Source organism: Microcoleus anatoxicus, assembly GCF_042465725.1.
Lineage (GTDB): Bacteria > Cyanobacteriota > Cyanobacteriia > Cyanobacteriales > Microcoleaceae > Microcoleus > Microcoleus anatoxicus.
Map to the genome: position 1 here is coordinate 3,858,677 of NZ_CP120853.1, position 13,367 is coordinate 3,872,043.

Genomic DNA, 13,367 nt, shown 5'->3' on the forward strand with positions numbered 1-13,367 from the left:
ATGCGCAATTCTTTTTCTTCAGTCCTCCTAAGAGGACTTTAGCTATGAGACAGGGGTTTCAACCCCTGTCGGAACTCCTAGTTTACGATTAAGAAAAATACATAAGGAGGGAAAGTCAATGATACAGTTTGACATAGGTCATTACACCGATTTCAAGTTGCCCAACAATTCAGATATTCCAGAGCAATTACAACAAACACTGCACACAGTTTGGGACAGAAAGTATCGCGATTTATACGAAAGATGCGGAAACAGCGATGTAGAAGAAGCCTTTGTAGAAGTAATGACTGCCTTGGGAATGCCTAATGATGCAATATCCCATCAGCGATATGTCTACATGGCCTATGGAATAGCATTAGCAGCTAAACCGACCATTAAACATTACTTTCCTGAAGAACACAAGGCTGATATCGTTGAAGGAATTATATCTTGTTGGCTGAAGGATGGTTGTGAAATCCCAGAAACTTGGGCAGATACCTTGTTTCCTAATATCAACAAAATCGGAAAATATCAAGCTACTGACGAAGCTTATAATATTTTCTATGGATTGCTGCAAACACTCAACACCAAAACAGCTTATAATGCCATATTGGATATTCTGTATGATGCCATTACTGGCGATGCCATTTCCGGTTTTGCTGTGGCCAAACGAGATATGTTTAATTGGTGGTTGATTGAGGTGATTCCTGCTGCCTATTGTTTAAAGTTGCCATCTACTTTATATTCAGGCAAATGGGAATTTCCGCCGTTGAGTAAGCTTGCGTAATCGATATAACAAAATCGATCGCATAATTAATCAGGAACCATCAAACCCTTCAAAATTTTCGCCTTCTCCTTCAACCCCTTAGACTGTACCAAAACCCCAAAACCTCCCAAACCCATCGGATCGATCAGTTTATGTAAACCCTCCCTGCGCCGCAACAACGTTGCCACATCCCATACATTTGTGGATAGAGCCGCAATGCGATCGCCCAAACCCAACGCCATCAAAAATAAAGCCTGCTGAGTAAACCCTAGCACATCCAAACCACACAATTCCCCATACTTTTCCAAAGCTGTAAAATTAACGTGAGCCGTCACATCCTGTCGCCCTACATTAATATAAGGATTATTATGATATCGATGGCGATAATAACACTGTAGCGTCCCCTCCCTGCGCCTCGGATTGTAATAGCGGTGTGCCGGATAACCGTAATCAATAGTTAACAAGTATCCTTGCTGCAACTTTTTGCCAACTCTACTCATCCAATCTAAGGCTGCTAAATTCACCTCACTGCGATATCCATCCCCGTAAACACTTTCCGATAAATCAACTCCCAACAACTCAAAATATTCGGTAATTTTTGGTGTAGAAACTTCGCCGACTACCTCGACAAAATTTATTTCTTTGGGTTGATTTATTGTGGTTTTTGTGGTAATGTAAATTTCTTTGACTTTGCCTTGTTCCAGAATGAATTGATGCACGGGGAAAGCATCGACTAATTCATTGGAAAAGAAACAACCGACAATTGAGTTATCAACTATTTCATCCCAATTACACCATTTAATGCACTGGAAGTTACCTAAAATTTGCCGTTGTTCTGCTTGGAGTATTGGTGAAATTTCAATAATTATGTATGTTAATTTTTTAAATAAGTCGGGATGTTGCCGTTGCAGATATTGCAGGAGATTTTCGGCAAAGATTCCTCGCCCAGCACCCATTTCGACGATCGCGAAATTTTGAGGGCGATCCTCTTCGAGGGCTCCGCTAACGAGTAATTCCCACATTTCCACAAATTGCTCTGCCAAAACCTCGGCAAAATCTGGGCCCCAATCAGAGGATGTGATAAAATCGCCTTGTTTGCCGATCGACGGGCGATCGCTATTATAGTAACCGTGTTGCGGATGGTATAATGCTAAATTCATATATTCAGCAAAGGTAATTCGCTGCTGCTGAGTGGTGGCGATTCTGGCGCAGATTAAGTCGCAGAGTTCGGGGTTACTGTCATTGATATCTGATTGCTGGAATGTCATGGTTTATGGAATCAAAGATAAAATAAAGATTTTTTTAACCACAGAGGGCGCAGAGGACACAGAGGAAGAGATAAGAGAGAAATAAAGAACCCGGTTAGTATAAACCGGGTTCTTTTAGTTAGATGCTCGCATCAAAAACAGTCGAAATCTACCTATCGACTGAACCCATAATAATGTCGATACTCCCCAAAATTGCTACCAAATCCGCAATCTTCACGCCGCGCACAATGTGAGGCAAAATCTGCAAATTATTAAAGTCCGCAGCCCGAATCTTCCAGCGCCAAGGAAATGTACTATCATCGCCGATAATATAAATCCCTAACTCACCTTTGCCACTTTCAACGCGGACATAATGTTCGCCCTTGGGAATCTTAAAAGTCGGCGCAACTTTTTTGCCAATAAACTGATATTCAAAACTATTCCATTCGGATTTTGGTCCGCTTTCTAGTCGCTTCGCTTCCAAATTTTCGTAAGGGCCGCCGGGGAGTCCTTTTAAGGCTTGATAGAGAATCTTAACTGACTCGCGCATCTCCCGAATTCTTACCAAATACCGGGCTAAACAATCGCCGGCTGCTTCTGTACACACTTCCCACTCGAAGTCGTCATAACATTCGTAATGGTCAACTTTCCGCAAATCCCAATTTACGCCGGAACCGCGCAACATGGGGCCGGATAGTCCCCAGTTAATCGCTTCGGCGCGAGATATGGTACCTAGGCCTTCAATCCGGCGGCGGAAAATCGGATTGTTGGTAATTAAACGTTCGTACTCGTCAATTTTCGGCAGGAAGTAATCGCAGAAATCTTGGCACTTATCTACCCAACCGTAGGGTAAATCAGCCGCAACTCCGCCAATGCGGAAGTAATTGTTGTTAACCATGCGATAGCCTGTGGCTGCTTCCCATAAGTCGAGAATGGGTTCGCGATCGCGCATAGTATAGAAAAAAGGAGTTTGGGCTCCTACGTCTGCCAAAAACGGCCCCACCCACATCAAGTGGTTGGCAATCCGGTTCAACTCCAGCATAATTACCCGAATATAACTAGCCCGTTTGGGGACAGCAATATTTGCCAATTTTTCCGGTGCATTTACTGTCACCGCTTCGTTAAACATCCCCGCAGCGTAGTCCCAACGGCTCACGTAGGGCACGTACATCACGTTGGTGCGATTTTCGGCAATTTTCTCCATCCCCCGGTGCAAATAGCCCAAAACAGGCTCGCAATCAACTACGTCTTCGCCGTCTAGGGTGACGATTAACCGGAGTACCCCGTGCATGGATGGGTGGTGCGGTCCCATGTTGAGCACCATTGGTTCGGTTCTAGTCTCAATTCTTGACATAATTGGTAATTGGGGATTGGTAATTGCTAATTGGTAATTGGTCATTAGTCATTAGTCAGTAGCAACAAATTTTCTAACTTTGGACTGAGGACTGAGAACTGAGAACTCATAACTAATGACTACTGACTGCTGACTATTATTGATTTTTGTTTCGCTGTTATAGATTATGAAGGATATCGAGCTTTCTGAGAAGGACACCCCTGGATTAGATGTCAGTATTGACAGCTATCACGTTCCAGTTTTGGGTCCTGAGTTAATTGCGGGTTTGGGGGTGCGCCCCGGCGGCCACTATTTGGACGCGACGCTTGGGGGGGGTGGACACACTGGTTTGATTTTGGCGGCGGCGGCTGATGTGACAGTGGTGGCGATCGACCGTGATGAACAGGCTATCCGTTTTTGCCAAACTCGATTTGCTAATGCTCCCGTAGAGTTTTGGCATGGCAATTTTGCGGAATATCAGTCGCCTGATGCCACATTTGATGGTATCATAGCAGACTTAGGCGTTAGCTCGGCTCAGTTCGATACACCGGAACGTGGCTTTAGTTTTCGCCATCCAGCTCAGTTAGATATGCGTATGAACCAGCAGCAATCTTTGACCGCAGAAGAGATTATCAATCACTGGGACGAAGTTAAGCTAGCAGATATTATTTATAAATATGGCGAGGAGCGACTGTCGCGGCGCATCGCGCGACGGATTGTGCAGGGGCGTCCCTTTGAAAGTACAACCGAACTGGCTAGTGCGATCGCTAGCAGTTTCCCACCCAAGCAGCGGAATGGCAGAATCCATCCAGCTACTCGTACTTTCCAAGCTTTAAGGATAGCTGTTAACTCCGAACTCGCGGCTCTAGACACTTTCCTCCACCAAGCGCCCAGGTGGTTAAAACCCGGTGGAAGGCTCGGAATTATTACTTTTCACAGTCTGGAAGATAGACCGGTCAAGCACCAACTCCGAGGCACAGACTGTTTGCAGGTACTGACAAAAAAGCCGATCGGACCACAATCTGAAGAAATCTCTAGAAATCCCCGCTCTCGTTCTGCTAAGCTCAGACTGGCAGAAAAATTAACTTGATACGGCAGTAAGGGGCGTGCACAACGCGAATTAGTAATGGTTAAACAAGAGCCAACAGCTTCACAAACAATAGTTAAATAGTGAGACTGGCTGGAAAAATAGGGCGCTGCTGGGCCCGAATTTACGCCTGTGGACAAGTTGCGAGCCGACTCCCTTGGTTGAAGCAGGAAGCAGACCCTCTAGAATTTACTTCTAGTTGAATGGTGAAGCTGAGATAAGTTTAACCAAGTTTTGTATAGCAGTAGATGACAATTTCCAAACTAAGGCGAGGTCAGGTAAGACCACGACCGGATTTAAGTTCCGAATATCCTTGTGGTATCACTAACATGGCACTGACCTATCAAAACCGAAGCCCCCTAACTGATTCGCCTCCGTCGCATCAGCCTAGGGTATTTCACAAACAGCTAGTTTTAGACCTGATTAATTCGCCTAGGAGTAGGGAATAGCATGAGTCGGGGAGATGGAAGCAAACTGAAACTAATGGTAGTCGATGACGAACCCGACAACTTGGATTTGCTGTACCGGACGTTTCGACGCGACTTTCAGGTTTACAAAGCAGATAGCGCCCTCACCGCCCTGGAAGTTTTAGACGCACAGGGCGAAATGGCGGTGATTATCTCAGACCAAAGGATGCCAGAAATGAATGGCACCGAATTTTTGGGGAAAACTGTCGAGCGTTTTCCTGATACGATTCGGATTCTGCTGACGGGATACACGGATGTTGAAGACTTGGTAGAGGCAATCAACTCAGGTCAAGTTTTCAAATACATCACCAAACCTTGGAATCCTGAAGAGCTCAAATTAGTCATCAATCAAGCGTCGGAAACTTACAAATACTATAAGCAACGAAGCGTCGAACTCCGTCGCGCTTTACGCAAAGAATCTCTGTTTAATGAGGTGATGAGCGTGATTCGTGGATCGCTAGATTACTCTAGTATGGTACAAACTATTGTCCAAACTGTTGGTCAAACTTTTGAGGCAAACTACTGTATGCTACGGCCGGTAGAGGGCGATCGGCTATTGCCGAGCACCTTCCCCTACCAATCCCAAACAGCCGAACCCAACATTTTTTCTTTTGATGAAAATTTGCTAGTCCAAGCCGTAGCCAGCCGTCAAACTCAACTGCACCAAACCAGTCAAAATCCGGGCAATTCAGTTCAGATGGCTGTGCCACTGACTTACCAGCAAGAAATCTTGGCGGTACTGGCTCTGTGCCAGCAGGGCGGTACTAATCCTTGGTCGTCGGAAGATATAGAGTTAATAGAAGGTGTGGCGGCTCAAGCTGCTCTGGCCCTGTCTCAAGCCAAACTATATCAGCGGACTCTAGATTTGGCCAAGCAGATGCAAAATGAGTTGGAGGTGGCTCGCCAAATCCAAACAAACTTATTGCGTCAAAGTTGGCCAGATTTTGAAACTGTCAGGGTGCAAGCTTGTTGCTATCCCGCCCGCGAAGTAGGAGGTGACTTTTTTGAGGTCTACGTCCACTCTCAAGGGGATATTTGGATAGCTGTGGGAGATGTTTCCGGTAAGGGTGTTCCGGCTGCTCTATTTATGGCTAGTGCTATTTCGGTGATGCGGCGGGAACTCAGCCAAGAAATTTCTCCTGAACCCAGCCAAGTCATGACGAACATGAATAGTAGTATGGCAGATGATCTAATTGGCAACAACCATTTTATTACAATGGTTGTGGCTCGTTACACACCATCGACGGGACACCTGGCTTTTGCTAATGCCGGTCACATTTATCCGATAGTTTGGTCTCACTCAGAGGTGAAAGCTCAAGCCGCTAGCGGTTCCACACCAGTAGAACCCAATTTCCTGAAAGCTCGTGGCATTCCCTTGGGGATACTGCCAGTTTGGAAGGGTAAAGGGGGTACGATCGAATTAAAGTCAGGAGATGTATTTCTGCTGACGAGTGATGGGATTACTGAAGCTACTGTCATGACTGAGGCTGTTCCCGGAGGAGAACAAACTCGTTCTATGCTACAACAAGAGGGGCTTTGGGAACTCTTGATTCAGGAGCCTGGTTCCTTTAACTTGGACAATTTGTTGGCTTACATCCGAGCGGACAATCCAGTTCAGGAAGATGACCAAACTATACTCTCTCTGGAGGTTCTCTGAATCTGTCAACTACCCCGACCATCAGTCGGGGACTTCAGGTATCAACCACTGAAGCCTTTTGTTGACAGCTCACAGATTACAGACTCTTTACTGGGCCAGAGGCGAGAGTTATAGAAGTAGTGCGTCAACGCCTAACTCTTAACTGATACTTTTTGATGAATGTTTTCAGAGAAAGTGTATTGCCTCGATCGCCCGGTATCTAGTATCCTCCGTGTACCAGCAAATATTCACGCCAAATAAATCAGGCGCGTCGTATTTCATCCCTGGTCTGAAGACACAGGATTTCTAAACTTACAGGATTTTTGTATGAATACTGAGCTTCACGTACCAAGCGACTTGCGGTTTTTGACAATTGTTGAAAACTGGCTGCTGAGCAGTTTGGAAGTTGAGCTAGGTGAGCACGTCGATTGGCCACGTCAATCGAATCGTTTGCGCTTGGTGCTAGCAGAAGCCTATTCCAACGTCATCCGCCATGCTCACAAAGACCAACCTGAGTTGCCAGTGTTAATTCGCTTAAATTTAAAAAATCGAGACATTGGTTTAGAAATTTGGGATTACGGTAAAGGTTACGCCATGAATACTTACAATCCCCCACGTCCTGAAGCTAAACAGGAAAGCGGCTACGGCTGGCTGATTATGAGCAGACTGATGGACCGGGTGGACTACACTTTGCAAATAGATGGTCGCAACTGTTTGAAATTGGAAGCGAGTTTACCCGACAAATCTTAATTGGTTTAATTGGTAACAGGTTATTGATAATAAATTATTGATAACAGGTTATTGGTAATAATCAACAACTAACGACTAACACATCGCAACTAGGAACCAACAATCAACAAGTAAAAAATCAAACTAAGCAGTAACAAATGATTAGTGACTACTACTTTTTAGATTAGTTGGTCAGCAAAATACCCAGAGCCCGGACTTCTTAAAAAAGTCTGGGTTCTGAAGTATTTAAGTAGAAAAAAGAAGGAAGACTATTGCTACAGTAATACCATTTCTCTAAAATCGTGCAACAATCTTTGACCCCCCCTAACCCCCCCTTATAAAGGGGAGGGACAAGACTACTGTTGCATTCTTTTTTAAAATTGGTATAAGCTTTTGGGCTATCTGTAGATTAGGCTTAATTAAGTGGATTTACTGAGGATATGGAGCCTACAACTTGGTGAAGGGGCGCAGGCTTAGCAATTCTTGAGGAGAAGCTAAGAGCTTGACAGTCGCAGAAACAATAGCTGGTTGAGAATTCAATATAAACAACCATTTTACATTGACCCTAAATACAGCAGTTTGTACCAGCCCGTTAACTTGAACTTGAATGTTGCCGTCCTCTAAGGTTTGACTCAGGCCCTGCTGCGGATTGAGCTTCATTCCTAGGGCTTCTGTTTTTAAGTAGGTGGCGATCGCACTTTTGCCGACAATCGGATCTGCAAAGGGTGCATGGAGAACGCCCTCAGCATCAAACAAACTAGCCGTTGCTTCAAAATCTCCCCTGTTGAAAGTTTCAAAGTATCCCAGAACCGCTGGCTCAGGAATAGCGCTCAAGCCGATCGCTTCAGTTAACATAAATGGAGTGGTTGCCATCGTAAAAATCAGAATTTTAGCTAGACAGACGGGAATCCCCACACTATACCGTCTCGGTTAGTGTGGGATGAAAGGCGTGTGAGGTGAGGATTCCATCTGTTCACAATCTCAAAGCATAGCTTTGAGGAGTGGGCGGATGGATGACGAGACCAACAAATCCTGGTAAAATAATACTAACAAAAAACGGCAATTCAATGAAGGCGACATATCAGTACAAGTTCTATCCCGACACTAATCAAAAGCTAGCTCTCAACCAATGGCTCAGAATTTGCCGTTATTGGTACAATCGCCAATTGGGAGATCGTTTTGATTGGTGGGAAATGAACCGTACTGCTATCAATGCTTGTCCCTTAAAAACCAGTATTGCGGCTCCCAGAGAAAAGCCTAACTACTACTGCCAAAAACAACAGTTACCCATTCTCAAAAAAGATTTGGTTAAAGTCTTTCATAGTGGTGAGTTATTAGACTTTAAGCAAGTCGATTCAACGATTCTGCAAGACGTTTCCAAACGAGTCGAACGAGCTTTTGAGAGGTTTATTGTCGGTGACAGCAAAGGTGGGCGATCGGGTAGACCCAGATTCAAAACTGAAGCCGACTACCGAACAATGACTTTGGCAACGGCTAGCGACGATTGGATTAAATTAATTCGTAAGAATTGGATTTACATTCGATTGCCAAAACTAGGGGTAATAAAGGTGCGGATGCACCGCACCATCCCCGATGGTTTAACCATTAAACAAGTGAGTGTCACTAGGAAAGCCGACGGTTGGTTCCTCCAATTAATACTTGAAGACACTTCTGTGCCTGAATTGACACCGGATAAAATTGCTCCCACTTGGGAGAATTCAATCGGTTTAGATGCAGTGTTACACGAAGATGTTTATCTAGCGACATCTGAGGGTGAGAAATTACCTTCCCTCAAGCCACTCCGAAAGAATCAAGCTAAATTAGACCGCATTTCCCTGAAGCGGAATCAACGAAAAAAAAGGTCTAAAGCCCGACGAAAGTTGGCAAAAAAAGAGGCGAGACAGCATCAAAAGATTGCGCGTTGTCGCCAAGACTTTCATTATAAAACAGCTCACAAATTAGTCAGAACGGGAGCTAAGTTCTTCTTCCATGAAGACTTAAACCTCAAAGGTTTAACTAAAAGAAACAAGGTTAAACAAGATGAGGATGGGAAATATTTACCCAATGGGCAATCCGCTAAATCTGGATTGAATAAATCCTGGCTGGATGCAGCTTTTGGGCAATTTTTTACGACGCTGAGCTACATAGGAGAAAAAACTGGGGCAGTCGTCGTTTCACAAAAACCTGCTTACACCTCAATGCTTCTGTGTTATCGGAATGAAATGGTTTTCACCGATTGCAATATTCGAGAGTATTGGGATGAGCAAAATTCTTTGATGGTAGATCGCGATCTTAATGCTGCGATTAACCTAAAAAGACTGGGGTTGGACATTTTCCCCAGTATAAAACGCCCTAGTGGGAATCTTTCTATAGTAGGAACTATGGATAAAGCGTACCAGAAGGAAATCTTACATACCCTTCATCGGGCTGTTAAGAAGCCCACATCATAATCTGTACTCAGATTTGATGTGGGAGTATGTCACATTAATCTATCTAATATACTCATTCTGTTTGTGGCAGCAACTCCCTCAAAAGATGTGACATATCTCCGACCCATAATACGGATATACGAAAAATCACTTCCCCCCAAAGGGGGAAAGTGCCATAGAAGTCGGAAGAATGGGATGGAAGTGCGATGGGGTTTCAGTTTTGACTAACAAAACTGAAATATTCTACTTACGCATCAAGTTCAGCAATTCTTTCGGAGATGCCAACAAATCGATCGCCACAAAGAAAATTTGACCTTGAGGATCGAGCAAAAAGCGCCACGCAATGTTCATACCCACATTCGAGCCAAACCAAGGAGTTTCGACTTTACCAGTCACTTTCACTTGGCGGTAACCATCTTCTGCGGGTTCCGATAAACCTCGCTCCGGCATCATTTTGAGTCCGACACACTCTTCCCGCATATAATTGAGGATAGCTTCGCGACCCACAATCGGCTTTTGGAAAGGTGGTTGCAGAGCACCTTCTTCGGCAAATAAAGCGACAGCAGGGGTAAAGTCGAAGGCATTCATGTTGTCAATGTAGCTGAGCACAGTCTGCTCGCTGATACCTTCAATCTGGGTTTTAACGCGCTGTTCAGCAGCGGTAGGAGTGCTGCGAGGAGCTGAGCGTTTGCCGTACTCTTGGCTGAAATCTGGGTCATAGCCCATGTGAACTACGGTATTACGCAGTACGGTAATTTGCTGACCGGGATCGAGTTTTTTGAGGGTTTCAAGGACTTGAGTGGCTTCGGGAGACATTTGATAGCCTGCGGGAATTGGAGCGACAAGGCCTTGTTTCATCAATTGTCCTAGTTCGTACCAGAAACCGAGTTTGGTGTTGACGCGCAAGGATGTGTAGATGCGGCCGATGGTGGTGTCAGCATTGCTAGCCAGGTCAAACATGGTTTTGCTTTGAGCAGCCGGCGACATTTGCTTAATTTCAGTGAGTATGCCTTCGACAAGGGCCATACTGGCTACTCCGGGAGCGGCTGCGGTGATGGTAGTACCCATTTCGGTGTAGGCATACCACAATAGTGCCAGTTGGTCTTCAACGCTGAGCTTGTAGAACGCTTCCGTGGTAGCCGGAACAACGCTCGCAATCTCGGTGTTGGAAAAAATAGATTGAGCCGATTGAATACTAACTGCCATAGGTATTTTTTGAGATTCGCGATTTTAGTGAGGAGGGGTCCCAAGCGAACCTTGATCCCCTTCCTTAGAATTATGTAACGTTTTTGACCAATTACAAATCAAATTTTTGAATATCAAGATTATGAAACTATGATAATTCTTGATCCTAAACTGGTCGATCTTACTAGACTAATTGCACAAATTGTGATATCTTACTTTTTCTTATGAATGCATTAATAAATAGCAATCTAATTAAGCAAAAATGCTTAGATTTGGGATTTAATAAGGTGGGGATAGCCTTGGTAAACGAGGGGAATGATGAGGAGTCTCAAAGATTGCAGGCATGGTTGGATCGAGGCTATCAAGGTGATATGGGATGGATGGCAAACCCGAAACGACAGGATATTCGCACTCTGATGCCAGAAGTAAAGTCCTTAATATGTGTTGCTATCAACTACTACACGCCTCATCAACGTCCCGAAAGCCCCGAATATGCGAAAATTTCTCGCTACGGCTGGGGACGGGATTATCATAAAATCCTGCACAAAAAACTGAAGGTGTTGGCAGATTGGGTGCGATCGCAAGGTGAAGGCATCGAAGCGCGGTATTATGCTGATACCGGGCCAATTCAGGATAAGGTGTGGGCGCAACGGGCTGGGATTGGCTGGATTGCCAAAAATGGTAATGTAATTTCGCGGGAATACGGTTCTTGGGTGTTTTTGGGCGAAGTTTTGACGAATCTGGAGTTAGTACCAGATTCTGGGCATACTCAACATTGCGGTACTTGCACTCGCTGCATTGAGGCGTGTCCTACGGAGGCAATTACTGAGCCTTTTGTCGTTAATGCCGATCGATGTATAGCGTATCATACGATCGAGAATCGATCCGAAAAATTGCCAGACCAAATAGCCTCTAATTTACAAGGTTGGGTAGCAGGTTGTGACATTTGTCAAGATGTTTGTCCTTGGAATCAGCGTTTTGCTAACCCAACAGATATGTCAGAATTTGAGCCTTATCCTGAAAATATAGCGCCGACACTGACGGAATTAGCAGAAATTTCTGATGAAGAATGGAACCGGAGATTTACAGCTTCGGCATTGCGGCGAATTAAACCAGAAATGCTGCGACGAAATGCGAAGGCAAATCAAATTAATAGTTAGTTGGGAATTGGGAATTGGGAATTGGGAATTGGGAATTGGGAATTGGGAATTGGGAATTGGGAATTGGGAATTGGGAATTGGGAATTGGGAATTGGGAATTGGGAATTGGGAATTGGGAATTGGGAATTGGGAATTGGGAATTGGGAATTGGGAATTGGGAATTGGGAATTGGGAATTGGGAATTGGGAATTGGGAATTGGGAATTGGGAATTGGGAATTGGGAATTGGGAATTGGGAATTGGGAATTGGGGGAATTGGGAATTGGGAATTGGGAATTGGGAATTGGGGGAATTGGGAATTGGGAATTGGGAATTGGGAATTGGGAATTGGGAATTGGGAATTGGGAATTGGCACTTCGACTACGCTCAGTCAACCAATTGACGACTGCTTGCTATACAATACCAATGCCTGATGCCTGATGCCCGATGCCCCATGCCCTATGACCCATGCCCTATGCCCACAACATAGTTTAAATGATCAAAGTAATTATTTTTGATTTTGACGGTACTTTAGCAGATACAATCGATGTTCTTCTGAGCATCACCAACCGTTTGTCAGCAGAATTTGGCTTTAAGTCGGCAACCAAAGAGGAACTAGCTCAATTGAGCACTTTAACTCCTTGGCAACTCCTAACATATTCGGGTATTTCTCTTTTCAAATTACCCCTACTGATTAGAAAATTAAAAGCAGAGTTGCGCAATGAAATTGCCAATATCCAATTGTTTGCCGGAATTAAAGAAGTTTTATTAGAATTGAAAACTCAAGGTTTCACACTGGGAATTATTACGTCTAATTCTAGAGAAAATGTCTTGGTGTCAATGAAAAATAATGGTTTAGAGGGCGTTTTTGATTTTATTGATTCTGCAACAACTTTTGGTAAACACAAAATTATTTATCGCTGGCTAAGACGAGAAAACTTTAATCCAGAACAAGTAGTTTATGTCGGAGATGAAGTTAGAGATATAGAGGCGGCTAAAAGAACGGGAATTAAAGTAATTGCTGTAACTTGGGGTTTTAATTCTCAGTCAGCTTTGGCTGCAAGCAGTCCAGATTTTTTGATTGAACATCCAGCAGAATTGATACCAATTATAGATAAATGGGAATAATGTAATGCTATTTTTCAGAATATTACAAAAAGTTAAGTAGTGAGAACTTTGTCGGCGATCGCTTGAAAAGCTCGATGGAGCCTGATATAAAAATGAAGAGCAAGACTTGTTTGTTCATTCACAAAATAGGAGCAGCCTTATGTCAGCTTTAGAAACTTTCTTGACTTTTAGTTTGGCTTCAACCTGTGCAGTCGCAGTTTTAGCAACTTGGTTACGCTTCACAAACCCTCCTTCCGATGCAAA

At 44.2% G+C, this 13,367-nt stretch carries 12 protein-coding genes; 8 read left to right on the forward strand and 4 right to left on the reverse strand.

Annotated elements, in window-relative coordinates; genetic code table 11:
• The first annotated feature begins 118 nt into the window (after nt 1–118).
• The gene (locus P2A85_RS16755) at nt 119–766 is read left to right on the forward strand and encodes a hypothetical protein (RefSeq protein ID WP_377473970.1); all 648 of its coding nucleotides are present in this window, start codon (nt 119–121) and stop codon (nt 764–766) included.
• A gap of 26 nt (nt 767–792) precedes the next feature.
• On the opposite strand, the gene P2A85_RS16760 is transcribed toward P2A85_RS16755, so the two are convergent.
• Nucleotides 793–2,013 carry a class I SAM-dependent methyltransferase gene (locus tag P2A85_RS16760; protein WP_377473972.1) on the reverse strand — a complete coding sequence of 407 codons (1,221 nt, stop codon included), beginning with the start codon at nt 2,011–2,013 and terminating at the stop codon, nt 793–795.
• Between the two features lie 148 nt (nt 2,014–2,161).
• A complete protein-coding gene (locus tag P2A85_RS16765; RefSeq protein WP_341735381.1) occupies nt 2,162–3,346 on the reverse strand; it encodes an NAD(P)H-quinone oxidoreductase subunit H in 1,185 nt (394 codons plus the stop codon).
• Between the two features lie 166 nt (nt 3,347–3,512).
• Between P2A85_RS16765 and rsmH the strand changes: the two genes are divergently transcribed.
• The 3 genes from rsmH (at nt 3,513) to P2A85_RS16780 (ending at nt 7,265) form a co-directional block, all read left to right on the forward strand.
• The gene (rsmH, locus tag P2A85_RS16770; protein WP_377473974.1) at nt 3,513–4,415 is read left to right on the forward strand and encodes a 16S rRNA (cytosine(1402)-N(4))-methyltransferase RsmH; all 903 of its coding nucleotides are present in this window, start codon (nt 3,513–3,515) and stop codon (nt 4,413–4,415) included.
• A gap of 447 nt (nt 4,416–4,862) precedes the next feature.
• Complete coding sequence (locus tag P2A85_RS16775) at nt 4,863–6,536, forward strand: SpoIIE family protein phosphatase (RefSeq protein ID WP_377473976.1); 1,674 nt, start codon at nt 4,863–4,865, stop codon at nt 6,534–6,536.
• A gap of 306 nt (nt 6,537–6,842) precedes the next feature.
• Nucleotides 6,843–7,265 carry an anti-sigma regulatory factor gene (locus tag P2A85_RS16780; RefSeq protein ID WP_340523967.1) on the forward strand — a complete coding sequence of 141 codons (423 nt, stop codon included), beginning with the start codon at nt 6,843–6,845 and terminating at the stop codon, nt 7,263–7,265.
• Between the two features lie 426 nt (nt 7,266–7,691).
• Here the strand turns inward: P2A85_RS16780 and P2A85_RS16785 are convergent, their stop codons facing one another.
• Nucleotides 7,692–8,117 carry a nuclear transport factor 2 family protein gene (locus P2A85_RS16785; protein ID WP_377473978.1) on the reverse strand — a complete coding sequence of 142 codons (426 nt, stop codon included), beginning with the start codon at nt 8,115–8,117 and terminating at the stop codon, nt 7,692–7,694.
• A gap of 140 nt (nt 8,118–8,257) precedes the next feature.
• Here P2A85_RS16785 and P2A85_RS16790 point away from each other — a divergent pair, with 140 nt between their 5' ends.
• The gene (locus P2A85_RS16790) at nt 8,258–9,694 is read left to right on the forward strand and encodes an RNA-guided endonuclease InsQ/TnpB family protein (RefSeq protein ID WP_377473980.1); all 1,437 of its coding nucleotides are present in this window, start codon (nt 8,258–8,260) and stop codon (nt 9,692–9,694) included.
• A 222-nt stretch (nt 9,695–9,916) separates the two neighbouring features.
• Here P2A85_RS16790 and P2A85_RS16795 read toward each other — a convergent pair whose 3' ends face one another.
• Nucleotides 9,917–10,879 (reverse strand): orange carotenoid protein N-terminal domain-containing protein, encoded by a 963-nt coding sequence (locus P2A85_RS16795; protein WP_377473982.1) that lies wholly within the window; start codon nt 10,877–10,879, stop codon nt 9,917–9,919.
• Nucleotides 10,880–11,082: 203 nt separating this feature from the next.
• Here P2A85_RS16795 and queG point away from each other — a divergent pair, with 203 nt between their 5' ends.
• The 3 genes from queG to P2A85_RS16810 all read left to right on the forward strand — a co-directional run bounded on the left by queG (nt 11,083) and on the right by P2A85_RS16810 (nt 13,124).
• Entirely contained in the window at nt 11,083–12,018 is a 936-nt protein-coding gene (queG, locus tag P2A85_RS16800; RefSeq protein WP_377473984.1) for a tRNA epoxyqueuosine(34) reductase QueG, read from the forward strand.
• Nucleotides 11,990–12,430 (forward strand): hypothetical protein, encoded by a 441-nt coding sequence (locus P2A85_RS16805; protein WP_377473986.1) that lies wholly within the window; start codon nt 11,990–11,992, stop codon nt 12,428–12,430. The genes queG and P2A85_RS16805 overlap by 29 nt, the downstream gene beginning before the upstream one ends.
• Nucleotides 12,431–12,491: 61 nt before the next feature.
• The gene (locus tag P2A85_RS16810; RefSeq protein ID WP_377473988.1) at nt 12,492–13,124 is read left to right on the forward strand and encodes an HAD-IA family hydrolase; all 633 of its coding nucleotides are present in this window, start codon (nt 12,492–12,494) and stop codon (nt 13,122–13,124) included.
• The last annotated feature ends 243 nt before the right edge of the window (nt 13,125–13,367 follow it).

What these genes read in the sequence shown, in the direction of transcription:
- P2A85_RS16755 (WP_377473970.1), top strand. Translation starts at nt 119, where the DNA reads ATGATACAGTTTGACATAGGTCATTACACCGATTTCAAGTTGCCCAAC.
- P2A85_RS16760 (WP_377473972.1), bottom strand. Translation starts at nt 2,013, where the DNA reads ATGACATTCCAGCAATCAGATATCAATGACAGTAACCCCGAACTCTGC.
- P2A85_RS16765 (WP_341735381.1), bottom strand. Translation starts at nt 3,346, where the DNA reads ATGTCAAGAATTGAGACTAGAACCGAACCAATGGTGCTCAACATGGGA.
- rsmH (WP_377473974.1), top strand. Translation starts at nt 3,513, where the DNA reads ATGAAGGATATCGAGCTTTCTGAGAAGGACACCCCTGGATTAGATGTC.
- P2A85_RS16775 (WP_377473976.1), top strand. Translation starts at nt 4,863, where the DNA reads ATGAGTCGGGGAGATGGAAGCAAACTGAAACTAATGGTAGTCGATGAC.
- P2A85_RS16780 (WP_340523967.1), top strand. Translation starts at nt 6,843, where the DNA reads ATGAATACTGAGCTTCACGTACCAAGCGACTTGCGGTTTTTGACAATT.
- P2A85_RS16785 (WP_377473978.1), bottom strand. Translation starts at nt 8,117, where the DNA reads ATGGCAACCACTCCATTTATGTTAACTGAAGCGATCGGCTTGAGCGCT.
- P2A85_RS16790 (WP_377473980.1), top strand. Translation starts at nt 8,258, where the DNA reads ATGACGAGACCAACAAATCCTGGTAAAATAATACTAACAAAAAACGGC.
- P2A85_RS16795 (WP_377473982.1), bottom strand. Translation starts at nt 10,879, where the DNA reads ATGGCAGTTAGTATTCAATCGGCTCAATCTATTTTTTCCAACACCGAG.
- queG (WP_377473984.1), top strand. Translation starts at nt 11,083, where the DNA reads ATGAATGCATTAATAAATAGCAATCTAATTAAGCAAAAATGCTTAGAT.
- P2A85_RS16805 (WP_377473986.1), top strand. Translation starts at nt 11,990, where the DNA reads ATGCGAAGGCAAATCAAATTAATAGTTAGTTGGGAATTGGGAATTGGG.
- P2A85_RS16810 (WP_377473988.1), top strand. Translation starts at nt 12,492, where the DNA reads ATGATCAAAGTAATTATTTTTGATTTTGACGGTACTTTAGCAGATACA.